At 69.8% G+C, this 24,483-nt stretch carries 19 protein-coding genes and 1 pseudogene; 9 read left to right on the top strand and 11 right to left on the bottom strand.

All coding sequences use genetic code 11. The features are described 5' to 3' along the window. Positions 1-140: 140 nt before the first annotated feature. The 6 genes and pseudogenes from AIIKEEIJ_RS32770 to AIIKEEIJ_RS31000 all read left to right on the top strand — a co-directional run bounded on the left by AIIKEEIJ_RS32770 (position 141) and on the right by AIIKEEIJ_RS31000 (position 8,623). Entirely contained in the window at positions 141-1,625 is a 1,485-nt protein-coding gene (locus AIIKEEIJ_RS32770) for an amino acid permease (protein WP_050036188.1), read from the top strand. Between the two features lie 158 nt (positions 1,626-1,783). Then, positions 1,784-3,244: an AMP-binding protein gene (locus AIIKEEIJ_RS31020; RefSeq protein WP_161996507.1), complete on the top strand. Its 1,461-nt coding sequence runs from the start codon at positions 1,784-1,786 to the stop codon at positions 3,242-3,244. An 87-nt stretch (positions 3,245-3,331) separates the two neighbouring features. Continuing rightward, a pseudogene (locus AIIKEEIJ_RS31015) lies at positions 3,332-5,130 on the top strand (DUF3556 domain-containing protein). Further along, positions 5,127-6,554: an FAD-dependent oxidoreductase gene (locus tag AIIKEEIJ_RS31010; protein WP_161996506.1), complete on the top strand. Its 1,428-nt coding sequence runs from the start codon at positions 5,127-5,129 to the stop codon at positions 6,552-6,554. Before AIIKEEIJ_RS31015 ends, AIIKEEIJ_RS31010 begins: the two are co-directional and overlap by 4 nt. Further along, the gene (locus AIIKEEIJ_RS31005) at positions 6,547-7,842 is read left to right on the top strand and encodes a PucR family transcriptional regulator (RefSeq protein ID WP_050036186.1); all 1,296 of its coding nucleotides are present in this window, start codon (positions 6,547-6,549) and stop codon (positions 7,840-7,842) included. The genes AIIKEEIJ_RS31010 and AIIKEEIJ_RS31005 overlap by 8 nt, the downstream gene beginning before the upstream one ends. Positions 7,843-7,903: 61 nt before the next feature. Next, a complete protein-coding gene (locus tag AIIKEEIJ_RS31000) occupies positions 7,904-8,623 on the top strand; it encodes a haloacid dehalogenase type II (RefSeq protein WP_161996505.1) in 720 nt (239 codons plus the stop codon). Positions 8,624-8,675: 52 nt separating this feature from the next. Here the strand turns inward: AIIKEEIJ_RS31000 and AIIKEEIJ_RS30995 are convergent, their stop codons facing one another. From AIIKEEIJ_RS30995 to AIIKEEIJ_RS30980, 4 genes are all read right to left on the bottom strand, one after another. Then, complete coding sequence (locus AIIKEEIJ_RS30995; RefSeq protein WP_161996504.1) at positions 8,676-10,751, bottom strand: alkaline phosphatase PhoX; 2,076 nt, start codon at positions 10,749-10,751, stop codon at positions 8,676-8,678. Between the two features lie 193 nt (positions 10,752-10,944). After that, positions 10,945-11,952, bottom strand: a complete 1,008-nt coding sequence (locus tag AIIKEEIJ_RS30990) for a VOC family protein (protein WP_029546735.1) — start codon at positions 11,950-11,952, stop codon at positions 10,945-10,947. Next, positions 11,949-12,812: an alpha/beta fold hydrolase gene (locus AIIKEEIJ_RS30985; RefSeq protein ID WP_161996503.1), complete on the bottom strand. Its 864-nt coding sequence runs from the start codon at positions 12,810-12,812 to the stop codon at positions 11,949-11,951. The genes AIIKEEIJ_RS30990 and AIIKEEIJ_RS30985 overlap by 4 nt, the downstream gene beginning before the upstream one ends. After that, positions 12,809-14,407 (bottom strand): bifunctional 3-(3-hydroxy-phenyl)propionate/3-hydroxycinnamic acid hydroxylase, encoded by a 1,599-nt coding sequence (locus AIIKEEIJ_RS30980; protein ID WP_161996502.1) that lies wholly within the window; start codon positions 14,405-14,407, stop codon positions 12,809-12,811. The genes AIIKEEIJ_RS30985 and AIIKEEIJ_RS30980 overlap by 4 nt, the downstream gene beginning before the upstream one ends. A 149-nt stretch (positions 14,408-14,556) precedes the next feature. Between AIIKEEIJ_RS30980 and AIIKEEIJ_RS30975 the strand changes: the two genes are divergently transcribed. Further along, complete coding sequence (locus tag AIIKEEIJ_RS30975) at positions 14,557-15,183, top strand: TetR family transcriptional regulator (protein ID WP_161996501.1); 627 nt, start codon at positions 14,557-14,559, stop codon at positions 15,181-15,183. A 70-nt stretch (positions 15,184-15,253) separates the two neighbouring features. On the opposite strand, the gene AIIKEEIJ_RS30970 is transcribed toward AIIKEEIJ_RS30975, so the two are convergent. From AIIKEEIJ_RS30970 to AIIKEEIJ_RS30945, 6 genes are all read right to left on the bottom strand, one after another. Next, positions 15,254-15,997, bottom strand: a complete 744-nt coding sequence (locus AIIKEEIJ_RS30970) for an amino acid ABC transporter ATP-binding protein (protein ID WP_065923277.1) — start codon at positions 15,995-15,997, stop codon at positions 15,254-15,256. Between the two features lie 3 nt (positions 15,998-16,000). Next, complete coding sequence (locus tag AIIKEEIJ_RS30965; RefSeq protein ID WP_050036180.1) at positions 16,001-17,803, bottom strand: ABC transporter substrate-binding protein/permease; 1,803 nt, start codon at positions 17,801-17,803, stop codon at positions 16,001-16,003. 50 nt (positions 17,804-17,853) lie between these two features. Continuing rightward, a complete protein-coding gene (locus AIIKEEIJ_RS30960) occupies positions 17,854-18,795 on the bottom strand; it encodes a winged helix-turn-helix transcriptional regulator (protein WP_202917376.1) in 942 nt (313 codons plus the stop codon). Positions 18,796-18,805: 10 nt separating this feature from the next. Beyond that, positions 18,806-20,323, bottom strand: coding sequence for a carotenoid oxygenase family protein (locus tag AIIKEEIJ_RS30955; RefSeq protein ID WP_161996500.1), 1,518 nt, complete (start codon positions 20,321-20,323; stop codon positions 18,806-18,808). Positions 20,324-20,333: 10 nt separating this feature from the next. Next, positions 20,334-21,560, bottom strand: a complete 1,227-nt coding sequence (locus tag AIIKEEIJ_RS30950) for an acetyl-CoA acetyltransferase (protein ID WP_161996499.1) — start codon at positions 21,558-21,560, stop codon at positions 20,334-20,336. A 136-nt stretch (positions 21,561-21,696) separates the two neighbouring features. Further along, positions 21,697-22,491, bottom strand: coding sequence for an LLM class F420-dependent oxidoreductase (locus AIIKEEIJ_RS30945; protein WP_029546728.1), 795 nt, complete (start codon positions 22,489-22,491; stop codon positions 21,697-21,699). A gap of 92 nt (positions 22,492-22,583) precedes the next feature. On the opposite strand from AIIKEEIJ_RS30945, the gene AIIKEEIJ_RS30940 reads away from it, so the two are divergent. Then, on the top strand, positions 22,584-23,087 hold the full coding sequence (locus AIIKEEIJ_RS30940; protein ID WP_161996498.1) for a nitroreductase family deazaflavin-dependent oxidoreductase: 504 nt from the start codon (positions 22,584-22,586) through the stop codon (positions 23,085-23,087). Here the strand turns inward: AIIKEEIJ_RS30940 and AIIKEEIJ_RS30935 are convergent. Next, a complete protein-coding gene (locus AIIKEEIJ_RS30935; RefSeq protein WP_006932215.1) occupies positions 23,068-23,706 on the bottom strand; it encodes a TetR/AcrR family transcriptional regulator in 639 nt (212 codons plus the stop codon). The two genes, AIIKEEIJ_RS30940 and AIIKEEIJ_RS30935, sit on opposite strands and share 20 nt — an antisense overlap. A 203-nt stretch (positions 23,707-23,909) precedes the next feature. On the opposite strand from AIIKEEIJ_RS30935, the gene AIIKEEIJ_RS33415 reads away from it, so the two are divergent. Further along, complete coding sequence (locus AIIKEEIJ_RS33415; RefSeq protein WP_161997251.1) at positions 23,910-24,482, top strand: acyl-CoA dehydrogenase family protein; 573 nt, start codon at positions 23,910-23,912, stop codon at positions 24,480-24,482. Position 24,483 lies beyond the last annotated feature (1 nt).

The raw sequence follows: 24,483 nt of genomic DNA, 5'->3' as shown, positions 1-24,483 counted from the left end.
TGACACCGGCCCCTGTACGCGGCGGCCATGCCGTGGGTCACATCACGGCCATAGTGTTCTCCCATCCGAGCGACAGCGCCGCCGTAACGCCGGAACCGGCACACGACGGCGGCCGCACATCAGGTCTCGAAGGGAGTGCCGTGCATACCGATCCACCGGCCGAAAGGTCCGACACCCTGGGCCACGCGCTGAAGAAGCGCCATCTCACCATGCTGTCCATGGGAGGGGTGATCGGGGCCGGGTTCTTCGTGGGGATCAGCGCGATCATCGGTCAGGCCGGCCCCGGCGCCATCCTCACCTGCCTGATCTGTGGGCTCATCGTCTTCCTGGTCATGCGCATGCTCGGGGAGATGGCCGTCGCCAAGCCCTGCACCGGCTCGTTCACCGAATACGCCCGCGACGCCATGGGCAACTGGGCAGGCTTCGCCACCGGCTGGCTGTTCTGGTACTTCTGGGTGGTCGTCGTCGGGATCGAGGCCGTGGTCGGGGCCACCCTGCTCGCCCGCTGGCTCCCCGGCGTGCCGCTGTGGCTGATGGCCGCCGGCCTGCTGCTGATCATGACCGTCGTGAACCTGTTGTCGGTCGGCAACTTCGGCGAGGCCGAGTACTGGTTCGCCGGGATCAAGGTCGCGGTGATCATCGCGTTCCTCGTCCTGGCCGGTCTCTACGTGCTGGGCGTCTGGCCCGGGGCCGAGCTGTCCTTCGGCAACCTGACCGCACACGGAGGCTTCCTGCCCCACGGCTTCACCCCCGTCATGGTCGGGGTGGTCGCCGTCATCTTCTCGATGACGGGGGCCGAGCTCGTCACGATCGCCGCGGCCGAGTCGAAGGAGCCGGCCGCGGCGATCCGCCGCGCCACCAGCACCGTCGTGTTCCGGATCCTGGCGTTCTTCGTCGGCGCGACGTTCCTGCTCGTGACCATGCTGCCGTGGGACAGCTATGTCGTCGGCGAATCCCCGTTCGTGGCCGCCCTCGACGTCCTGGGCATCCCCGGGGCCGCCGAGATCCTCAACTTCGTGGTGCTGGTCGCCGTGCTCTCGTGCCTGAACTCCGGGCTCTACACCGCCTCGCGCATGCTGTTCGTGCTCGGTGCCCACCGCGACGCACCCGCGTGGATGACGGCCGTCAACTCCCGCGGTGTCCCGCTGAAGGGCGTGCTGTCGTGCACGTTCGTCGGATACGTGTGCATCGTTGCGGCCTACGTCTGGCCCGACACGATCTTCCTGTACCTGGTCACGTCGTCCGGTGCGATCTGCCTGTTCGTGTACATCATGATCTGCCTGTCGGAGCTGGTGCTGCGCCGCCGCTGGGAACGCACGTCGCCGGAGATCCTGCAGTTCCGGGTGTGGCTCTACCCGGTCCTGCCGGTCGTCGTCACGGCGGTCATAGTCGCGATCCTCGTCGGCATGTGGTTCACCGGCGCCCGCGCCGAACTGGTGCAGTCGCTGATCGCGCTCGCGGTCATCGTCGCCGCGTACCACCTCAAGACCCGGTACCTGCGCCGGCGCGGCGGCGAACGGGCCACCCCGCCGGAGGAGAGGGCGCTGGCCCGGGCGATGCACGTCGACGCGGAGCCGCGACCCGGCGGGCCGCAGCCCGCGCCCTCGGGCAATCCGGCCCACTGACGATCCGCTCCGCGCCGCCGGCTGCAACGACAGCCGGCGGCGCGGTGTTGTGCTCGGAGGACAACACCCCGTCGGAACTCGAGCCCGCGAGGCCGTAGTCGGGACGTGATCCCCGTCACTACCGTTGTGGTCAGCCGAAGAGAAAAGGACCGACGGTAGTGACGATCGAATATCTGGTGTGGCACCGCGAATCGGACCGGCCCTGCGTGCGGGACGACGACCGGGAACTCACCTACGCCGAATTTGCCTGCAGAGTAGACGGTTTCGCGGCGCAACTCCAGCAGCACGGGATCGCTGCGGGTGACGTCGTCGCGGTGATGCTGCCGAACCGGGCCGAACTCCTCGTCGCCCTCATGGCGGCGTGGCGGCTGGGTGCGACGGCCACCCCCGTCAATCCCGCGTTCACCGCGACCGAGGCCGAGTACCAGATCGACGATGCGGGAGCCGTACTCGTCCTGGGCGCCGGTCCCGACACCCCGTCGGGCGGCCGCCCGCTGATCCACGTGGACGACATGGCTACCGCCCCGCCGGCCGGATGGTCGGCCGGCGCCGATCCCCGTCCCGACGACACCGCCCTGCTGATCTACACCTCCGGCTCGACCGGCCGCCCGAAGGGCGTCCAGCTCGCCCACGCGAACCTGCAGTTCATGGCCGACTCGTTCCGCACGCACCTGCAGCTGACCGAGGCCGACCACTGCCTGCTGATCCTGCCGCTGTTCCACGTCAACGCGATCGCGGTCAGCTTCCTGGCGCCGATCCTGGCCGGGGCGCAGCTCAGCATCACCGGCAGGTTCTCCCCGGCCCGGTTCTTCGACGACGTGGCACGGCTGCGGCCGACCTACTTCTCGGCCGTGCCCACCATCTACGCCCTGCTCGTCTCCCAGCCGCTGGACACCCCGGTGGACACCTCGTCGCTGCGCTTCGCGATCTGCGGCGCGGCCCCGATCTCGAAGGAACTTCTCGATCGGGTCGAGCAGCGCTTCGGCCTGGTCGTGGTCGAGGGCTACGGGCTCACCGAGGGCACCTGCGCGTCGGCGTGCAACCCGATCGACGGCCCCCGCAAGCTCGGCACCGTCGGCCCCGCGCTGCCCGGCCAGCAGATCGCCATCGCCGGACCCGACGGGCGGCACCTGCCGGCCGGCGCCACCGGCGAGGTGCTCATCAAGGGGCCCAACGTGATGCGCGGCTATCTCGGCCGACCCGAGGAGACCGCCCGCACCGTCGTCGACGGCTGGTTGCACACCGGCGACGTCGGCCGGCTCGACGAGGACGGATACCTCACCCTCGTCGACCGCATCAAGGACATGATCATCCGCGGCGGGGAGAACCTGTATCCCAAGGAGATCGAGAACGCCCTGGCCACGCACCCCGCGGTCCTCGAGTCCGCCGTGATCGGCGCGCCGCACGAGGTGTACGGCGAGGTTCCCGTCGCGTACGTCGTGACCTATCCCGAGCGGACCGTCACCGACTCCGAACTGCTCGCCCACCTCGCCGAGCGGCTGACGAGGGTCAAGGTGCCCGCCGAGGTGCACGTCGTCGCCGCCCTGCCGCGCAACCCCGTCGGCAAGATCGACAAACCCGGCCTGCGGCGCAGCCACGGTGCTCCCGTGCACGCCTGACCGCTCCCGAGGACACCACACGCTCCACCCCGACTCGCCGGCCCCGGGCCGGTGGGGCGGCAACCCCTACCCGAAAGGCGAATTCCCATGGGTTTCAAGACCGGCCACTTCCCGGAAGTGGACCCCGCCACGTTCCGCGACCTCCCGTTCCGGGATCGGTTGCGGGCCATGTCGACCCACTGGGTCGACTACGGATTCGGCACGCCGAAAATGGTGCACACCGTCTACATCCTCAAGCTGCTGTTCCTCTACATCGGCGCCGGCACCGCCCTGGCGACGCTGACCTCGGGCCTGTCGTGGCTCGACGTCTCGTCGTGGTGGAATCAGCCGATCGTCTACCAGAAGCTGATCCTGTGGACCGTGCTGCTCGAGGCGCTCGGTCTCGCCGGGTCGTGGGGTCCGCTCGCCGGTCACTTCAAGCCGATGACCGGTGGCTTCCGGTACTGGCTCAAGCCCGAGACGATCCGGCTCCCACCGTGGCCGGGCAAGGTGCCCGGCACGTCCGGTGACCGCCGCACCGTCGGCGACGTGGCGCTCTACGCCCTTCTGATCGTCAATCTGATTGTCGCCGTGGTTCTTCCGGGTGTGCATTCCGCCTCCGTCGACGCGCTCGTCGCCGACAACGCCGGCCTCGTCCGCCCCGCGGTCGTGGCGCCGCTGATCGTGTTGCTGATCGTGATCGGCCTGCGGGACAAGGTCATCTTCATCGCCGCCCGCAGCGAGCAGTACCTGCCGGCGATGGTGTTCTTCACCTTCCTGCCCTTCGTCGACATGATCGTGGCCCTCAAGCTGCTCATCGTCACCGTCTGGGTCGGCGCCGGCGTCTCCAAGTTCGGCCGCCACTTCGCCATGGTGGTCCCCCCGATGATCAGCAACACCCCGTGGATGCTGTCCAAGCGGGTCAAGCGCATGCACTACCGCAGCTTCCCGAACGACCTGCGGCCCTCGCACCTCGGCAGCGGCGTCGCCCACGTCCTCGGCACGTTCGTCGAGATCGTCACCCCGCTGGTGCTGCTGTTCTCCACCAACCGCACGCTCACGCTGCTCGCGGTGCTGCTGATGGTGGCGTTCCACTTCTTCATCGCCTCGACGTTCCCGCTCGCGGTGCCGCTGGAATGGAACCTGCTGTTCGCCTACGCCACGGTCTTCCTTTCTGGGGCTTCCCCGCCTGGGACGGCTACGCCGTGACCGACATGTCGTCGCTGTGGCTGGCGGGCGCGATCACCGCCGCGCTGTGCTTCTTCCCGGTCCTCGGCAACCTGCGCCCCGACCTGGTCTCGTTCCTGCCGTCGATGCGGCAGTACGCCGGCAACTGGGCCTCGGCCACCTGGGCGTTCGCCCCGGGTGCGGAGGAGAAGCTGAACCGGCACATCGTGCGGGCCGCCGAGAACACCCGCACCCAGCTGCTCGCGACCTACCCCGCCGACGTCGCGGACGTCGTGATGCACCAGCTCCTGGGCTGGCGGTCCATGCACAGCCAGGGCCGGGCGCTGATCTCCCTGATGATGCGCCACCTCGGGGACGACATCGACACCTACGACCTGCGCGAGGCCGAGTTCTCCTGCAACTCGATCGTCGCCTTCAACTTCGGTGACGGGCACCTGCACAACGAGCACCTGATCGCCGCGATCCAGCGGCGCTGCAACTTCGCGCCCGGCGAGTTCGTCGTCGCCTGGATCGAATCCCAGCCGATCCACAAGGGCACCCAGGAATACAAGGTGATCGACGCGGCCCTCGGCGTGATCGAACGCGGCACCTACAGGGTCGCCGACGCCGTCGCCGAGCAGCCCTGGTTGCCCAACGGGCCCATCCCGTTCGACGTGGAGTGGACAATGGACCGCGAGGGCGCCCACCGGGCAGCCGCACAGCGGGAGGTCACAGCGTGAGTACGGCGGTCGTGGTCGGTAGCGGACCCAACGGGCTCGCTGCCGCCGTCCACCTCGCCCGCAGCGGCGTGGACGTCCAGGTTCTCGAGGCAGCCGACGAGATCGGTGGCGGCACCCGCTCCGGCGAGCTCACCGTCCCCGGCCTGGTCCACGACCACTGCTCCGCCTTCCACCCCATGGGTGCCGGCTCCCCCTACCTGCAGACCCTCGGCCTCGATCGCTACGGGCTGCGGTGGCGGTGGCCGGAGATCGACTGCGCCCATCCCCTCGACGGGGGCGAGGCAGCCCTGCTGCACCGATCCCTCGACGTCACCGCGGCCGGCCTCGGCGAGGACGGCCCGCGGTGGCGGCGGATGTTCGCCGACCTCGCAACCGGGTTCGACGGGCTCGCCGCGGACCTGATGCGGCCGGTGCTCAACGTCCCGCGGCACCCGCTGCGGCTGGTGGCGTTCGGGCCCCGGGCCCTGCTGCCCGCCACGGCCTCGGCCCGCTGGTTCCGCACCCCCAAGGGACGTGCCCTGTTCGGCGGGGTCGCCGCTCACGCCTACCACCGGCTGGACCGGCCCGCCACGTCCGCCGTGGGTCTGATGATCACCGCCGCCGGCCATCGCTACGGGTGGCCGGTGGCGGAGGGCGGCTCCGCCGCGATCGCGCGGGCACTGACCGCGCAGCTCGCGGAGCACGGCGGCAAGGTGCACACCGGGGTCCGGGTCCGCCGTGCCGCGGATCTGCCGCCCGCGGACGTCGTGCTCCTCGACGTCGCCCCCGAGGCCGCCCTCGGCATCCTGGGCGACGCGGTACCCGCGCGGATCGCCAAGGCCTACCGCAGGTTCCGCCACGCTCCCGGCGCCTTCAAGGTCGACTTCGCGATCGACGGTCCCGTTCCGTGGGCCGACCCGGAATGCGGGAAGGCCGGCACCGTCCACCTCGGCGGCGAGTTCGCCGAGATCGCCCGGGCCGAACGGGACGTCGCGACGGGGCGCATGCCGGAGCGGCCGTTCGTGCTGCTCGGCCAGCAGTACGTCGCCGACCCGACCCGCTCCCACGGCTCCGTGCATCCGCTCTACGCGTACGCCCACGTCCCGGCCGGCTACACCGGCGACGCGACGGACGCGATCGTCGCCCAGATCGAGCGGTTCGCCCCGGGGTTCCGGGACCGCATCGTCGCCACCGCGGTCACCGCGCCCGCCGACCTCGCGCGACAGAACCCCAACCAGGTCGGCGGTGACATCATCGGCGGCGCCAACGCTGACCTGCAGGTGGTGTTCCGGCCGCGAATTGCGCTGGACCCCTACAGCACCGGGGTTCCCGGGGTCTACCTGTGCTCGGCCTCGACCCCGCCCGGGGCGGGCGCGCACGGGATGTGCGGCTACAACGCCGCGGAATCGGCGCTGCGGCACCTGCGGAGCGCCGGCCGTGGCTGAGCCGGTGGTCTCGGGGCGGTCGACGGGCGCACCGTCGGCCGCCGACGAGGTTCAGCGCGTCGTCGCCGAGGTCGCGCGCCGGTTCGACGCCCGCCAGCGGGAGATCACCCGTTCCATGACCGCGATGATGGCGCGGGAGATCGCTCACCTCGACGAGGATCCGCATCTCGTCGAGCTGCTCGAGGCGAGCGTGCACGGCAACATCGCGACGATCATCCACGTGCTCACCAACGAGATCCCCGCCGAACACCTCCAACCCACCACGGCGGCAGTGGAATATGCGTTGCGGCTGGCGCAGCGCGACGTGCCGTCGCACTCGCTCGTCCGTGCGTACCACATGGGACAGAACGACCTCATGCGGCTGTGCTTCGACGAGGTGCGGTCGATGAACCTCCCGCCGCAGGTGACACTCGACGTCATCGAGCACATCTCCGCGGTGGTCTACCGGTACATCGACTGGATCACCCTGTACGTGTTCGACGCGTACGAGAAGGAACGGCGCCGGTGGTCGGCCGTGCGCGGCAACGTGCACTCCGCCCTCATCCACGGCCTCGTCGACGGATCCGAAACCGACGTCGCGGCGTTCGAGGCGGAGACCCGGTACCGGCTCGACCGCTGTCATGTCGGGGTGATCGTCTGGACTACAACCGAATCCGCGGACGGCGCGATCAATCCCCTGGACCGGCTGGTGCGCGCGGTGGCGGTGCACCTCGGGTCGGATGCCCCGCCGATCCTCACCGCCATCGACCGGCGCACGGTGTGGGCCTGGCTGCCGTTCGATCGGCACCGGCCGACGATCGACACGGCAGCACTCGATTCCGTCGTCCGATCCCATCCCGCCGGCCGCCTCGCGCTGGGCCTGCCCGGCTCCGGCCTCGCCGGTTTCCGTCGCTCGCACGAACAGGCCGAGGCCGCGTATTCGATCGCGGTGGCCCAGGCCACGTGCACCCGGCGGGTCATCGGGTTCGGGGATCGCGGCGTCGCCGTGGTGTCGCTGCTCGCCCGCAACCTCGACGCCGCGCGGGCGTGGGTGGGCGAGATCCTCGGCCCGCTCGCCGACGACACCGAGCAGGCCGCGATGCTGCGGGTCACGCTCGGCACCTACTTCGCCACCGGTGAGAGCCACCTGCACACCGCCGAACGGCTGAACCTGCACCGCAACACCGTCAAGTACCGGATCAACAAGGCCCTCGGCGACCCGACCCGCGCGCCCGCGGTGCACGACAAGCTGGACATCGCGCTGGCGTTGCAGGCGTGCGAGTTCCTCGGGGAGGCGGTGTTGCGCTGACGCGCCGGGTATCCCGACTGTGACAACATCGGCACGGTCGGTCGATTCCAGGAGGCACCGTATGAGCATGCCCGGCGTGAAGGCACTCGTCTTCGACGTGTTCGGCAGTGTGGTGGATTGGCGCACCAGCATCGCGCGCGCGGCGGCACCGTTCCTGGTTCGTCACGGGAGCAGTGCCGAACCCGCGGAGTTCGCGGATGCCTGGCGCGCGCGCTACCAACCGGCCATGCAGGCGGTACGCGAGGGCAGGCGGCCCTTCGTGCGCCTCGACGTGCTGCACCGGGAGAACCTGGACGACGCCCTGCGCCGCTGCGGCATCGACCCGGCGGGCATACCGGGGCACGAACTCGATCAGCTCAACCGTGCCTGGCACGAACTGGATCCGTGGCCGGACGCCGTCGAGGGGCTCACGCGGCTGAAGCAGCGCTTCGTCGTCGCGCCGCTGTCGAACGGCAACGTCAGCATGATGGTCGATATCGCCAAGCGCGCGGGTCTGCCCTGGGATGCCATCCTCGGTGCGGAGGTCGCCCAGGCCTACAAACCCATGCCCGAGGCCTATCTGCGCACGGCAGACATCCTGGGCCTGGAGCCGGGCGAGGTGTGCATGTGCGCCGCCCACAACGAGGACCTGGCGGCCGCGCGCGCCTGCGGCCTGAAGACCGCGTTCTTCGCGCGACCCACCGAACACGGCCCGGCCCAGACCACGGACCTGCACGCCGAACACGACTGGGACGTGATCGCCGACGACCTCGTCGACCTCGCGCGCCGCCTGGGCGCCTGACGGCGCCCGTGCGCGCTTCTGGTAGCGGCTACTACCAGAAGCGCGCACGGGGTCAGGCGCCGATCAGGCCGTCGGACTTCCAGGCCGCGACGACGGCCGGGCGCGGTTGGGCGGTGCCACCGTCGGGCCAGCGCGACGACGGGGCGTCCCACGTGGCGTCGTCGGTCTCGCCCGGGTGCTGCACGCACACCACGACGCGGTTCTCCTGCACGATCGGCCCGCACGTCTCCGCGCCGACGGGGACGGTGAGGAACTGCCGGGTCTCGCCGCGGCGCGGACCGTCGAGCACGACGCTGAACAGCCCGTCGTTGGACTTCAGCGCGTTGCCGTCGGTGGAGATCCACAGGTTGCCGTGCGGGTCGAACGCCAGGTTGTCCGGGCACGAGATCGGGCTGACCTGAGCCTTGTCGAAGCCGCCGAAGTAGGTGTCGGCGGCCTCCGGGTCGCCGCAGACCAGCAGCAGGTTCCATGTGAACGACGTGCCCGCGTGGTCGTCGTCGAGTTCGAGCACCTGCCCGTTCTTGTTGTTGTTGCGGGGGTTCGCCACGTCGGCCGCGGCCTTGCCCTCCTCGCCGCGCTTGGAGTTGTTGGTCAGCGCCACGTAGATCTTGCCGGTGACCGGGTTCGGTTCGAAGTCCTCGGGCCGGTCCATCTTGGTGGCCCCGACCTTGTCCGCGGCCAGGCGGGTGAACACGGCGACCTCCTCGGCGGTCATGCCGTCGACCAGGGACTCGCCGCGGCCGTCCTCGGCGGTGCGCAGCAGCGGGATCCACTCCCCCGTGCCGGTGAACGTGCCGGAGGCGGGAAGCGTACCGCTGCCGTCGATCTCGTCCGGCGCATCACCGGTCAGCTTGGCCACGTACAGGGTTCCGGCGTCGAGCAGCGTCATGTTGTGCCGCATCGCGGCCTGCGACGTGCCGCTCTGCATCGTCCGGGAGGAGACGAACTTGTACATGTAGTCGAAGCGTTCGTCGTCGCCGCTGTAGGAGACGACGGTGCCGTCGCCGGTGACGTGGATCGTCGCGGCCTCGTGCTTGAACCGGCCGAGCGCGGTGTGCTTGACCGGCACGGACGTCGCGTCCCACGGGTTCACCTCGACGACCCAGCCGAACCGGTTGACCTCGTTGGGGGTAGCGACGATGTCGAAGCGCGGGTCGAAGCGCTCCCACAGCCGTTCCGAGGCGCCGCCCTCGAGGCCGTACCGGGCCAGTCGCTCGGCGGCCACGGGATCGGTGACGTTCTCGGCGTTCGCGAAGTACTGGTTGAAGTTCTCCTCGCCGGAGAGCACGGTGCCCCACGGGGTGAGACCGCCGGCGCAGTTGTTCAGGGTGCCGAGCACGCGGGTTCCGGTCGGGTCGGCGGCGGTCTTGACCAGGTCGCTTCCGGCGGCGGGACCGGTGAGGGCGAACTCGGTCAGGCCGGTGATCCGGCGGTTGTACGGGCCGAATTCGGGTGTGAGGCGCCCGGATCCGGCCTCGCCCTTGACCTGCACGACGGACAGCCCGTGGTTGGCCCAGCCGATGCGCACCTGCTCCTCGGTGGGGTTCTCGGCGTCGTAGCCGGCGAACATGAACGGCTCGGACGTGTACTCGTGGTTGACCACCAGCAGGTAGGTGTTCGGCACGCCGTCGACGGGCAGCAGCCCGGCGAAGTCGTTGTTGTAACCGAACTGCTTCTCCTGCGCGGCCGCGGTCTGGTTGCCGATGTCGAAGGCCGGCGCGTCGGGCAGCACCGGGTCACCCCAGCGGATCACGACGGCCTGGTCGTAGCCCTCGGGGACGGTCACGGCGTCGTCGGTGTTCGGCGCGACGGCGGTGAAGTCGGTGCCGGTGGGCACGGGGCCGAGGTCCGCCGGGCCCGACGTCGTGGCGCCGCCGGTGCTGCCCGCGTCGTCGGAACACGCGGCGAGCACGCCGCCCGCACCGACCGCGAGAACCGCCATCGCGCCGCCGCGCAGCACGCCGCGCCGGGTCAGGGCGGTGCGCACGATGTCGCCGAAGTACTCGCCCCCGGAGGTGTTGGGCACCGCGTGGGAACACGCGTTGCCGCACTTGTAGCGGCAGGTGACGGCGGCGCGCGACGATGTGCCGTCGTGCGTGACGATCAGCGGCAGGGGCTTCGGACTCACAGGTACTCCCTCGTCGAATCGGTTCAACGCGGGCACCGTAGGAGACCGAAACCAGGTAAAGGGAACGAGAAGGTGAACGGGCGGTGAGCCCGCCCCTCGGCACATCCGCGCCCCGCCCGGTCAGCCGCGACATCGGACTGCTGTCGCGACCGACCGGGAATCGTGCGGATGCGGAACCCTCACCGAGGAGCGATCAGTCGTCGGCGATTCCGGTTCCGCTGAGCGCGGGGACGGTCTGCTCGGGGCGGCGCAGCGACAGTGCGGCCGTCTTGAACTGGACCAGCTTGTCGACGACGGTCTGCCCCTCGGGGGTGTGGCCCCAGATGCTGATGCCGCGATGCGTGGTCGGCTCCCAGGTGGATTCGTCGACCACGATGGGGTTCCAGCCGACCTCCCACTCGAACCCGGACGGTGTGCGAGCGTAGTAGGACAGCTCGCGATCGTTTGTATGCTGGCCGACGCCGAGGGCCATGTCGAAGCCGAGTTCCTTGACACGCTGGTAGGACCGGGTCATGTCGTCGAGCTCGGTGACCTGGATGTTCAGGTGCTGGATCCGGGTGCGGACCGGGTCGACGGGAAGACCGCGCACCGCGGCGATCGCCACCGAGTGGTGGCGTTCGTTGACGCGCAGGAAGCGGATCTTGAGTTTGGCACCGCTGATGGTTTCGTCGATGTAGTCGGACAGCCGGGCGTCGAAGACGGTGCCGTAGTAGCCGTGCAGCGTGTGCGGCCGGGTCGAGGTGATCGCGACGTGTCCCATTCCCGATGCGCCGGTGACGAATCCGGCGTTGCTCATCGCCAGCGGCGTGGTGGTGGTGCGGGCGCGGGTGAAGATCTCCTGGTCGATGCCCTTCGGCCCGGGGAAGCGCAGCAGGCGTTCGACGCCGCGCAGGGCCGCCTCCTCGTCGGTGCCTTCGGTGACCGGGACGCCGCGGTCGCGCACCCGGGCGACGATTCGGTCGAACGATCCGTGATCGTCGATCTCCCAGCCCAGGGCGGTGACGTCCTCCGCGTCGCCGCGTTGCAGCAGGAACCGGCATTCGTGGTCGTCGAGCCGAAATCGCATGGCCTGGGCGGAAAGCCGGTCGGCGTGCAGGCCGATCGCGTCGCGGCCGAAGCGGTGCCAGTCGGCGAACTTGTTCGTCTCGATGACGACGTAACCGAGGTGGACGGAGCCGAACAGCGAGTCCGCGGTGGTCATCGGGTGCTCCCGGTGAGGAAGGCCGTGGTGACGGCGTTGAAGAAGTCGGCGCGTTCCCACTGCACCCAGTGGCCGGTGTTCGCGGCGAGCAGCAGGTCGCAGTTGGGCATGGTGTGTGCCAGCATGCGGCCACCACTCGGACGATTGACCTTGTCGTCGGCGCCCCAGATCACCAGCGTGGGGGTGGCGAGCCGGCGCAGTCGCCGGTCGCGGGTGAAGTCCATGCCCCACAGCGTGCGCAGGGCGCCGGGCCCGGAGGGACGGCGCAGCGGCGGATCGGCCACCACGGCCGGATCGATGCTCGACCGGTAGCGTTCGTCGATCACCTCGTCGGGTACGGTGGCCCCGTCGAAGACCAGGTACTTGCGAATGAAGCCTTCGAGCTTGTCGCGTGAGGGACCGTCGCCGGTGTAGTACGACAGCAGCGATTGCAGGCCGGGAGTGGGCAGCCCGCGCGTGGTGCCGATGCCACCGGGGCCCATGAGCACCATCTTCTCGACCCGTTCCGGGGTGTCGAGAGCCAGGCGGAGGGCGCAGGCACCGCCGTAGGAGTTGCCGACCAGGTGGGCACGGCCGAGGTTCAGGGCGTCGAGCAGTCCGCGGATGTTGTCGGCGAGGTAGCCGAACGGATCGGACCGGTCGACGCCCTTGCTCGAGCGTCCGTAACCGGGCAGGTCCGGCACGATCACCCGGAACTTCCGGGCGAGCTCGTCGATGTTGCGGGAATAGTTGGACGCCCCGGAGGCGCCGGGCCCGCCGCCGTGCAGCAGTAGTACCGCCGGCCCTTCTCCGGTTTCGGCGAAGAAGATGTCCTTGCCGGCGACGGTCACGGTGCGTTCGGTCAGCGCTGTGCGGGTCATGCGAGGGTCTCCGTTTCCTCGGAAAGGCGGATGGATGAGGGGGCTTTCATTCCCGGCGGGGGCGGCGCGAGGTTGGTGTCGGGTCCGGCGGCGGCGTAGACGACCCCGTCCGGCCGCAGGGCCAGGACGGTGGCACCCTTGGCGCGCATCCACCGGATCAGGGTGCCGTTCGTGTCGACGACGGTGTCGGCGGCCGGGGCGGCGCCGGGACCGGCCAGACGCACGGTCGGTACGCCGGCGGTGCGCCAGCCGGGCCACGAGTCCGGCGAGCCGACATGCAGGATCGTCCATCGCCCACCGAGCACGTCGTCGAGGCGTTCGAGGCTGCCCTTCTCGTCCAGCACCCACGGCTGCGGTACGAGCCATCCCACCGCCGCCGACGCGACCGCCTTCGGGCCGGCCAGCAGGCCTCGGGGGTAGAAGGCGTCCGGGATCCACCGATTGTCGCGTAGCCATTCGGGAATCCCCGGTACCCGCATGGCAATCCGGAAGAACCGATCACGCACGGCCGCGAGTACAGGGTGCCGCTGGGTGATGAGCCGGCCCACCTTGACCGCGCGGTCGGTCACCTCCCGCACATGGGGCAGGCGTTCCAGTTGATAGCTGTCGAGGATCGATTCGGGCAGGGTGCCGTCGAGCACTGCGGCGAGCTTCCAGCACAGGTTTGCCACGTCGCGCACCCCGGCGGACATGCCCTGGCCGATCCACGGCGGCATCGCGTGGGCGGCGTCGCCGGCGAGGAAGACCCGGCCGACGCGCCAGCGGTCGGCGAAGCGCACGTGGTGGCTGTAGACGACTGCGCGGAGAATCTTCACCTGCGTGTCGGTGATGCCCTGGTTGTTGAGTACGCGCCAGATCGCTGCGTCGGTGACCAGTTCGTCCTCGTCCTCGTCGTCGCGGACCGGGAATTCCCACCGGTGGTGTCCGAGCGGTGTCGGGCAGTCCACGGTCGGACGGTCGGGGTTGCAGTGGAACCGGAGCCGATCGTGGCCCGGCCACTCCTGCAGCACCTTCGTATCGATGACCACCCACCGTTCGGCGTAGGTCCGGCCCTCGTAGCCGATCCCGAGCTGAGCACGGGTGGGGCTCGCGCCACCGTCGGCGGCGATCACGTAGGACGCACGCACGCGTTCGAAGGCGTCGTTCCGTAGGTCGGCCAGCATCAGCTCGACCCCGGCCGCGTCCTGGAGGACCCGCAGGCACTCGTGCTCGAGCAGGACATCCACGTTGGGGAATCGTTCGACCCCGCCGCGCAGCACTTTCTCGAGTGCGGGCTGGTAGATGAACTGCTGAGGCGGGTGACCGGATCCGTGGGACACCGGTGCGATCTCCGTGAACGGTGCGCCGTTCGCGTCGACGAAGGTAGCGGCGTTGCCGGCGAGCATGTCCTCCTGCAGGCGGTCCGCCAGGCCGACCTGCTGCCAGATTCGCAGCACCTCCTCGTCGGTGGAGATTGCCCTCGCCCTGCCGTAGATGTCCGGATTGCGCTCGATCACAAGCACTTTCAATCCGATCTGGCCGAGGATGTTCGCGGCGGTCACGCCGGTGGGGCCGTAGCCGATGACGGCGACGTCGTAGTGCGGGATGTCGGTCACGTCGAGACCTCTCGTCGAGCGGGGAAGGGTGTCGATCGGCGGGGTGGAATCCGGCCGCCGAAGATCAGGGATTGTTCCTGTAGTGGTCACTACAGTAAGCTGGCGTGCAGTGTGAGTCAATACACACCGTCGCAACCTGAGGAGCGCTCGTGGACGAGCAGAAGAGGACCCGGCAGCGCCGCGCGAACGGCGAGGAGTCCCGTCGCCGGATTCTGGACGCCGCCGTGGAGGTCGCCGCCGAGCGCGGCTACGAGGGCACCAGCATTGCGCTGGTGAGCAAGAAGTGCGGTCTGCCCGCGAGCTCGATCTACTGGCATTTCAAGGACAAGGACGAGCTGATCGCCGCGGTGATCGAGCGCAGTTTCGACACCTGGCTGTCCGGGTGGACCGTACCGGACGGCGACAACCCACGCGAACGCATCGTGGCCCTGGCGATGCAGGTCGCGAAGACGCTGTTGGATTCACCGGACTTCCTGCGGCTGGGGCTGATGCTCACCCTCGAGCGGCGCCCGGTCGAACCGAGCGCCCGCACGATGTTCTTGCAGGTGCGTGAGCAAGCACGCCTCCGCCTCGTCGACGCAATCCGCGACCTCGCGCCCGGCCTGTCGGACGGCTCGGTCGCCCTGCTGACCACGTACGCGATGGCCGGCGCCGACGGTCTGTTCATCGCCAAGGAGATCGGCGGCGACAGCGTCGATCTCGTCGCCCTGTTCGAACTACACGCCCATTCGCTCTACGACGCCGCGCAGCGGTTGAGCACTTCCGAAGGAGACTGACCTCGCGCACCGCCGGTGCGTCCTTTGGGCGGCTGGGGCAACCCGAAGGACGCACCGGCCGCGGAGCGGCCTACAGCACCTGCGACAGGAACTGCTGCAGTCGTTCGGTCTTCGGGGCGTCGAACAGTTCGTCGGGGGGACCGGTTTCCACGACCGCGCCGTGGTCCATGAACACCACCGTGTCCGACGCCGAGCGGGCGAAGCCCATCTCGTGGGTGACGACCACCATCGTCATGCCGCCGGACGCGAGATCGGCCATCAGGGCGAGGACCCCCTTGACCAGTTCCGGGTCGAGCGCCGAGGTGGCCTCGTCGAAGAACATCACCTGCGGGGCCATCGCGAGCGCGCGGGCGATCGCGACGCGCTGCTGCTGCCCGCCGGACAGGTTGCCGGGACGGGAGTCGGCCTTGTGCTTCAGGCCGACGAGATCGAGTTGTTCGAGGGCGAGCGCGCGGGCCTGCTCCTTCGACAGCCCCTTGAGCTTGCGGGGGCCGAGCGCGATGTTCTCGGCCACCGTCTTGTGCGGGAAGAGGTTGAAGTGCTGGAACACCATCCCGATCCGCTGCCGCAGCTCGTCGGGGTTGTCCTTCAGCACCGAGCGGTCGTCGAGGAGGATGTCGCCGGCGTCGGGTTCGTGCAGCCGGTTGAGCACGCGCAGCAGGGTCGACTTGCCCGAGCCGGACGGGCCGATGACGGTGACGGTCTTGCCGGCGTCGACGTGGATGTCGACGCCGCGCAGCACCTTGTTGGTGCCGAAGGCCAGGTGCAGTCCGGTCCCGGTGAGGGACACGCTGTCCCGGATGGTGGTCGGCATCGGTCAGCCCCTCTCCACGACGAGTTCCTGCTCGAGCGGGTCGAGGGTGGCCTCGGGCCGGCCGGTGCGCAGGCGGTGGTCGATGTAGTTCACGAGATGAGTCAACGGCACGGTGAGGATGAGGTAGAACAGGCCCGCCGCGACGAGCGGCGAGAGGTTGCCGGTCTGCGCGTTCAGGTCGCGGCCGACGGCGAACAGTTCGCGCTGGGTGGCCAGCAGACCGAGGAAGTAGATGAGCGACGAGTCCTTGATGAGCGAGATGAACTGGTTCATCAGCGCGGGCAGCACGCGCCGCACGCCCTGCGGGATCACCACCAGTGTCAGCGCCCGGCGGTAGCTGAAGCCCAGGGCCCGGGCCGCCTCCATCTGCCCCGGTTCGACCGACTGGATGCCGGAGCGGAAGATCTCCCCGATGTATGCGGCCGCGAGCAGCGCCAGCGCCGCCGCGCCCAGCCAGTACGGGTTGTTGCCCGTGGCGCCCTGCACCACCGGGCCGAGGCCGAGGCCGACGAGCAGGATGATCACCACCGCGGGCAGGCCGCGGAAGATGTCGGTGTAGACGCGGGCGGGCCAGCGCAGCCAGCGGGTGCGCGATATCCCCGCCATGGCGAGCAGCATGCCGAGGACCGTGCCGGCGAGCCCGGAGGTCAGCGCCAGGATCAGGGTGTTCGGCAGACCGGTCTTCAGCAGATCCGGGAAGGCGTGCCGGTACAGCTCCCACGAGAAGAACGTCTCGCGCAGCTGTTCGAGCGTGGACTTCGGGGCCGTGGCCGCCGGCTCCTCGCCGCTGGCGGTGTTTTCGGCGGCCAGCGCCGCGAAGTCCGGCAGGTCGGGTTCCGGCGCGGCCTTGCTGCCGGGCTTCCAGCCCTCGGGCAGTTCCCGGGGGACCCATTCGGTGTAGAGCTCGGCCCAGGTGCCGTCGGCGATCACGGCGTCGAGCCCGGAGTTGAGCGCGTCGATCAGCGCCTGGTTCTCCCGGGACACGGCCCAGCCGACGTAGTTGTTGAGGCTGAACGTGTTCTGCACGATCGACGTCGGATCACCCGGCGCGATCGCGCCCTCGGCCTGCTGCGACGGCGCCACCCACGCGTCGATCTGGCCGGTCTTCAGGTTCGCGTACGCGGTGTTGTAGTCCGGGAACTTCACCGGATCGAGACCGAGGGTGTTGACGACGTAGTCGTCCTGGACGGTTCCCTGCACGACCCCGATGCGGGTGGACGCGTTCAGGTCCCCGAAGCCACGGATGGGACTGCCGTTCTGCACGACCAGCGAGAAGTAGCCGAAGTCGTAGCCGTTGGTGAAGCCGACCAGCCGGCGACGTTCGTCCGTGGTGGTGATCGACGACGAGCCGACGTCGAAGCGCCGGCCGGCCACCTGGGCGAGCAGGCCCGCGAACTCGGTGCCGACGAACTCCACGCGGAGACCGAGTTTCTCGGCGATGGCCTTCAGCAGTTCGTTGTCGTAGCCGGTGAACTCGCCCTGGGAGTTCACGCAGATGCTCGGTGGCGCGTCGGAGAGCGTGCCTACGGTGAGCACACCGGGGGTGATGAGGTTCAGCCCGGAAACGTCGATCGACTCGAGCGGCACCACGCCCGGGGTGGTGTAGCGGTCCTCCGCGGCGGCGGCCGACGTGTCGAGATTGGTCGGTGCGGCGGAGGCCCCGCCGACCCCGGGCGGGGAACACAGGTCCTGGGGAGCCGACGGTCGACCACCGCCCGAGGAACAGGCCGTCGCAGTCAGCGCCAGGAGCACCGCCAGGAGCAGCGCCGCCACGGTGCTCCGTTTCGCCATCACGGATTCGGGCATGGTGGGAGCCTAATCCGAATCGCGCCGTCCGACGGGTGTGCCGGGGCGGGTCAGCCGCCGGTGGGTTCGATCGAGACCGTGGAGGCCCGCAGCCGCCCCCTGCAGTGACTGCACGTCAGTGCGGGTGCGAAGGTGTGGCCGCAGTGGCGGTGACGCAGGACGATCGCCGGTCCCTCCGGTGCGCGGAACCAGCGCAGCCCCCAGTCGATCATGCAGGCGACGACGGGGAAGAACGCCCGCCCCTTGTCGGTGAGGTGGTAGGTCACCCACGCCGGGCGGTCGGGATTGGGCAGTTCCTGCAGGACGCCCAGCTCGGTGAAGCGCCGGAGCCGGTCGGCCACCACCGTCGGAGGTGCCCCCATGCGCTCGGCGAACTGCCCGTAGCGGGTGGCGCCGAGGAACGCCGCCCCGAGCAGCGCCGCCGACCACCGGTCGCCGAGCAGTTCCATCGTGTGCGGCAGGATCTCCGGCGCGCGAGCACGGCCGGACCGTCGGCGACCGGTCGCGGCCGGCACGCTGCGCGGCCACTGTCCGCTGGGGCCGAGCTGCGCGTCCACGTCGGGTGCGCCGGTGGGCCGGTCGCAGTGGCCGCAGACGAGCACCGGTGTGAACCGGGCGCCGCAGACCGCGTGCCGCCTGGCCGGGAGCTGTCCCCGGTGGTCGGGCGCCCACTGCTGTTCCCACGCCCACATGGTGAGCAGAACCGGCCACACGCCGTGGCCGCGGGCCGTCAACCGGTACTCGTGTCGAGCCGGCCGCTCCTGGTACTGCACCCGCTCGAGGAGTTCCGCGTCGGTGAGGCGGGCCAGGCGCGCGGTCAGCACCGCGTTGGAGATCTCCCCCCGCTCGATCCAGTCCCGGTATCGGCGGTCGCCCTGCAACGCGTACCGCAGAATCCACAGGTTCCACTCGTCGCCGAGGATGCCGAGGGTGACCGCGATCGCGTTGTCACCGCCCGGCTCGAGTTCGGTGACCGTGCCGGAACCTGCCATCGACAGCTGATCATAGGTTCAGGACGTCGCCTGCCCGGTCCGCGTCCCGCCACCCCGGGAGGTCCGAGCCCGCCGCCCAGGTCGAGTGGGTGCCGCTCGAGACCCGTTCGGGGAGTCCGATCCGCGCGAGCGGTCCGTCCCCCGGTTGCCGCGCGTCGAAGACCAGGCATTCGGACCGGTCCCGGTTCATGTCGGTGGTGATCGTGATCAGGTAGCCGTCGTCCTCGGCGGCCGACCCGGTGCGGGGCGCCATCACGGTCTCGCTGCCGAAGACGCCCTCGCCGAACGAGTAGTGCTCCTCCGCCCCCGTCTGCACGTCGTGTTTGACGAGGCCGTCGAAGAGGAACCAGCCCGGCACCCCCGTCGCGGCGTAGGTGTAGCGGTGGCGGACGCCGCCGTGATGCGGATTGATCATCCCGAATTCGGTGACGGACTCGGACAGCCGTTCCTCGGTGAGCGAGCCGGTGCGCAGGTTCAGCCGCCAGCGGTGCAGGTGGGTGCCCATGCGGTCGAGTGCCAGCGAACGGAACAGCCGCCGGTAGATCGGTCCGGTGCCGTCGTCCGGCGGTTCCGGTGTCTCCTGATGGAATCCCTCGAGCACGATCTCGTCGCCGTCTTCGTAGGCGTTGGTCCAGTGCAGCACGTAGGTCGGGTCGGCGTCGAACCAGGTGATCTGGTCGGGACGGCCGCGCCGGGGAATCACGCCGAGCCGCATCGGCAGGTCGGGGTGGTAGCGCGGCACGTACTTGCCGCGCGCGAGGGCCTCCGGGATCCAGAACAGGGGGCAGTCGTTGAGGATCGCGTAGTTCTCGGTGAACGCCATGTCGTGGGGCAGGCGGGGGCCGGGCAGGGGGATGTCGACGTAGTGCACCAGCCGATCGTCGGCGTCGACCACGCCGTAGTGCAGGTACGGGGCGTCGGTGCCGTAGTTGAAGAACAGCAGTTCGCCGGTGCGGGCGTCGACCTTGGGATGCGCGGAAACGCCCCAGTCGGAGGGGAATCGGCCGTCCCACGTCGCCTTGCCGAGGGTCTCGAGCGTGGTCGGGTCGAGGCGGTAGAGGTCCCCGCACTGCCAGAAGCTGGTCAGGGCGACGCCGCGATGCACGGTGACGTCCGTACTGGAGGCATCCTTCATGCGGCCGCGGGCGCCCCAGCCGTCCTGGCGGATCGAGTTCTGCGGCCGTTCGGCGATGCCCGCCCACAACGGGCCACCGGCCTCCTGTTCGGCCAGGAAGCCGTCGGTCTTCACGAATCTGTTGCGGTAGAAGACTTTTCCGTCGCGAAATCCGACGACGTGAATCATGCCGTCACCGTCGAAGGGATGATAGAGACCTTCGAGTGCCGGGTGCGCCGGGTTCTCGGTGTTGCGCAGGTACACGCCGTCGAGATCGGCCGGCAGGTCGCCGATCACCTCGAGGTCGTCGGCGCGCCGCTCCGTGTGCTGCGGGCGCCACGGACCGGTGCGGTACGGGTGGTCGTCGTCCGCGGGCAGGGTGGACAGTGCCCGTCCCAGAATCTCGAGTTCCATGGATGTCCTTTCAGCCGACGACGAAACTGACCGTGGTGGTCGTACTTCCGCCGATGTTCAGGGTCGCGGCTCGCGTGGCGCCGGGGACCTGGTAGTCGCCGGCGCGGCCGGTGATCTGGCGGTGGCAGTCCAGCAGCATCCGGACTCCGGTGGCGCCGACCGGATGCCCCCCGCCGAGAAGCCCCCCGCTGGGGTTCATGGGGATGCGGCCACCGATCTCGAGGTCGCCGTTCTCGATCGCCTGCCAGCTCCGGCCGGGGGAGGTGATCCCGAAGTGGTCGACGGCCAGGTATTCGCTGACGGTGAAGCAGTCGTGTGTTTCGATCAGGTCGAGGTCCCGGACGCCGCCGATGCCGCTCCGCTCGAACGCGTCGACGATCGTGGCGCGCACGTGCGGCATGACGAGGGGATCGTCGCCGTCGCGGGCGAGCTTGCCGGACAAGGACAGTCCGACCGTGCGGTGGCCCCAGCCGAGGATGCGGGACATGTCGTCGACGGTGCGTGGGTGCCGGCTCAGGTAGCGGTTGCTCAGCAGCACCACGCCCGCGGCGCCGTCCGTCAGCGGACTGCAGTCGGTCCTGCGGAGGCGTCCCTCGACCACCGGATTGGCGGCCTCGTCCGGGCCGAAACTGCCGGGTCCGTAGGTCCGGTTGCGGGTCTGCGCATTCGGATTGGCGCGGGCGTTGCGGATGTTCAGTTCCGCGATCGCCCTCAGGTGCTCGTCGTCGAGGCCGTAGCGGCGGTCGTACTCGTCGGCGATCTTGTCGAACATGTACGGCCACATGTACTTCGCGTCGGCGCCTTCCTGTCCCACCCAGGCCGCGGCGTTCATGACCCGGGTGCCGGCGTCGCCGGGGACGCACCGTTCGAGTTCGACGCCGAGCACGAGGGCGCAGTCGTAGCGACCGGCCTCGAGATCGGCCATCGCGGCGAGCACGGCAAGGGAGCCGGACGCGCAGGCCCCCTCGTGCCGGGTGGCCGGGATCCCCCACAGCTCGGGCAGCACGGAGGCCGGCATGCCGCCGAGGTGTCCCTGGCCGGTGTAGAGCTGTCCGAAGGCATTGCCGACGTGGATCACCCCGACGTCGGCGACGTCGATGCGGGCGTCGCGCAGCGTTTCCGTCACCGTCTCCGCGACGAGGTCCGCGATGTTCCGGTCCTCCCGGGTCAGGTTCCGCGCGAAGTCGGACTGGTATCCACCGGCGATCCACACGCCTTCAGGGTTCACGCCGCTCACCGCCTTCCGCGGGGGTCGACCATACGTGGCTTCAACTACAGTAAACAGAGTGACCAGGCGGACGCAACGACGATGTGCGCGCGGGCAGCCGGGAACCGGACCCCGGTTGCCGCGTCCCGGCCCTGGGGTAGCCCGGTCAGGCCAGCCCGGACAGCGGCGGTGCGGAGTTCTCGTCCCGCCACCCGATCGCCTCGAGGAGGCCGCTCAGGTCGTAGTCGGGACCGCCGACACCGACGGTGAACAGGGTGACGCCCGCATCGACGAAGGCGGCCGCGTGCGCGGTTCCGGGCCACGGCACGGACCGCTCGACCTCGTTCGGTGAGCGGCCGGCGTCGGCGCAGCGCGCCGCGAGGATCTCCGCCTTCTCCGTGTGGGTGTCGAGGTCCCCGAAGCTGTGCCAGATGTCGGCGTACTGCGCCACCAGCGGGATGGTCTTGCGGGGTCCGCCGCCGCCGATGAGCAGCGGGATGTGCCGGGTCGGCGGGGGGTTGAGCTTCGCGAGCCGCGCGGTGATCCGGGGCAGGTATTCGCCGAGCAGTTTCAGCCGGGAACCCTTGGTGCCGAAGTCGTAGCCGTACTCGACGTAGTCCTTCTCGAACCAGCCCGCGCCGATGCCGAGGATGAGCCGGCCGCCGCTGATGTGGTCGACGGTGCGGGCCATGTCGGCGAGCAGATCGGGATTGCGGTAGCCGCCGCCGGTGACGAGCGCTCCGATCTCGACGCGCTCGGTCTGTTCCGCCCACGCGCCGAGCATCGTCCAGCATTCGAAGTGGGCGCCGTCCGGGTCCCCGGAGAGGGGATAGAAGTGGTCCCAGTTGAAGACGATGTCGGCGCCGGCGTCCTCGGCGCGGAGCACGGTGTCGCGGATCTTCCCGTAGTCGGGCTGATGCTGGGGCTGGAGTTGAAGACCGATGCGAATGGGACGGTGCATGAGTCAACGGTAGGGCCGTCGCGCCGGTCCCGCAGCCGATCCGTGTGGGCGTCCCGGTGGTGCAGCGGACGGATCGGGCGCACAGTGAAGGAATGCGCATCACCGAGCCCGCCGCACCACCGACCGGACTGCGCCGCCGATTCCTGCGCGCTCCGATCCACCTCTACCGGATCGGGCTGGGGCGGGTGCTGGGCCGCCGGTTCCTGCTGCTGCACCACGTCGGCCGGCGCAGCGGACGGCCGCGGCAGACGGTGCTCGAGGTGGTGAACCACGAGGACACGTCCGGCGGATTCGTCGTGGCCGTCGGCTTCGGGAAGCAGACCGACTGGTACCGCAACCTGCGGGCGCATCCCGCGGCGCGGATCGAGTCGGGCCGCGAACGGGTCGCGGTGGCCGCGGAGTTCCTCGATCCGGAGGAGGCGGCGGAATTCATGGCGCGGTACGGGCGCCGGCACCCGAAGGTCGCGCCGCGGTTGTGCGCGGCGATGGGCTTCGACGTCGACGGCAGCGAGGCCGACTACCGGGCGGCGGGCCGGCATCTGCGGTTCGTGCGGTTGCACCGTACCTACAGACCGGTCAGCGGTCCGCGCCGGTGAGGCTCGCGAACCGCTGCGCCAGGCCCTGCAGGAACGACTCGAGCGCCAGCTCGAAGCCGTCGCGGTCGATCTCGTCCGCGTGCTCGCGCAGCCGGTGTGCCTGGGACAGATGGGGATAGCGCTCCCGGTAGATGGTGAGGTCGTCGAGGAAGCCGCCCGAGAACGAGGCGATGGCCGAGCCGACGACGATGTACTTGATCGACGCGCCGATCAGGGTCGCGGTCCGTGGCGGCCACCCGGCCCGGGTCAGGCCGCCGTGCACGGCGTTGGCCTGATCGAGCGCGACCTCGCGCCGGCCCGGGCTGCGCGCGAGGAACGGTACGAGGTTCGGGTGCTCGGCGAGGGCGGCGCGGTAGGACCTCGCCCAGACGCGCAGCGCCTCCTGCCAGTCGTCGGTGTCGAACCCGCTGATATCGACGGACTCGCCGACCTGGTCGGCGATGTCGTCGAGCAGCTCGTCCTTGTTCGAGTAGTGGCTGTACAGCGACGGCGCGCTGACATGGAGCTCGGCGGCGATCTTGCGCATGGACAGTTCGTCGAGTCCGTGCGCGTCGACGAGGCGCAGGGCGGTCTCGCGGATGAGCGGGCGGCTGAGCAGCGGGGTACGGGGTCGTGCCATCGGCGCTCCTTCCTCGGCGTCGGTCCGGGGGTCGGTCCCGGGGTCGGCCTGGACAACCTAACAGTGTCAAGTTACAGTACGGGTGTACGCAGCACCAGGGCGAACGAGCCCCCATCCCTCCGCGAATCATGCAGCGTGAAAACGGGATCGGGCCGTGGTTCCATGCTGCGCTCGCACAGGCACAACCGTGACGGAAGGCCCCCATGAACCTGAAGCTCACCGACGAAGAGCTCGCGTTCCGCGACGAACTGCGCACGTTCTTCACCACCGAGTTCCCCGCCGAGATCCGAGAGAAAGTGGCTGCCGGCCGGCACCTGGACCGCGACGAGGTCGTCCGGAGCCAGCAGATCCTCAACGCCAAGGGTCTGGCGGTGCCGAACTGGCCCGTCGAGTGGGGCGGCAAGGACTGGACTCCCGTGCAGCGAAACATCTGGCTCAACGAGATGCAGCTCGTCACCCTGGCCTGGCTGGCGATGGGTTCCATCGGCGAGGACCACCCCGACCCGGCCGCGGTCACCTCGCTGCGCGCGCGCGTCATCGAGCAGTACCGCCACCCGTTCGACCAGATCCTCACCAGTCCCGAGGCCCGCGCGATGCTCGGCGAGCTCGACACCACCTTCGCCATCATCGAACTCCTCGGCCCGATCGTGTTCGCCCGTCTCACCGGATTACGCAGCATCGACCACGACGACTGCACCCGGCTCGTCGACAACTTCCTCACCGCCCACCGAACACCCACGCCAGCAGACACCGCTATCGACATCGCCACGCCGTAAC

This window comes from Rhodococcus sp. YH1 (genome assembly GCF_009939605.1).
GTDB lineage: Bacteria > Actinomycetota > Actinomycetes > Mycobacteriales > Mycobacteriaceae > Rhodococcus > Rhodococcus aetherivorans.
Note: the sequence above shows the minus strand (reverse complement) of the source record. Positions and strands in the feature narration are given on the sequence as shown.

Coding starts and splice junctions, on each gene's coding strand:
- AIIKEEIJ_RS30945 (WP_029546728.1), bottom strand. CDS start 22,491: ATGCACCGTCCCATTCGCATCGGTCTTCAACTCCAGCCCCAGCATCAG.
- AIIKEEIJ_RS30990 (WP_029546735.1), bottom strand. CDS start 11,952: ATGACCACCGCGGACTCGCTGTTCGGCTCCGTCCACCTCGGTTACGTC.
- AIIKEEIJ_RS30955 (WP_161996500.1), bottom strand. CDS start 20,323: ATGGAACTCGAGATTCTGGGACGGGCACTGTCCACCCTGCCCGCGGAC.
- AIIKEEIJ_RS30985 (WP_161996503.1), bottom strand. CDS start 12,812: ATGACCCGCACAGCGCTGACCGAACGCACCGTGACCGTCGCCGGCAAG.
- AIIKEEIJ_RS30965 (WP_050036180.1), bottom strand. CDS start 17,803: ATGCCCGAATCCGTGATGGCGAAACGGAGCACCGTGGCGGCGCTGCTC.
- AIIKEEIJ_RS31000 (WP_161996505.1), top strand. CDS start 7,904: ATGAGCATGCCCGGCGTGAAGGCACTCGTCTTCGACGTGTTCGGCAGT.
- AIIKEEIJ_RS30960 (WP_202917376.1), bottom strand. CDS start 18,795: ATGGCAGGTTCCGGCACGGTCACCGAACTCGAGCCGGGCGGTGACAAC.
- AIIKEEIJ_RS30940 (WP_161996498.1), top strand. CDS start 22,584: ATGCGCATCACCGAGCCCGCCGCACCACCGACCGGACTGCGCCGCCGA.
- AIIKEEIJ_RS30970 (WP_065923277.1), bottom strand. CDS start 15,997: ATGCCGACCACCATCCGGGACAGCGTGTCCCTCACCGGGACCGGACTG.
- AIIKEEIJ_RS30935 (WP_006932215.1), bottom strand. CDS start 23,706: ATGGCACGACCCCGTACCCCGCTGCTCAGCCGCCCGCTCATCCGCGAG.
- AIIKEEIJ_RS33415 (WP_161997251.1), top strand. CDS start 23,910: ATGAACCTGAAGCTCACCGACGAAGAGCTCGCGTTCCGCGACGAACTG.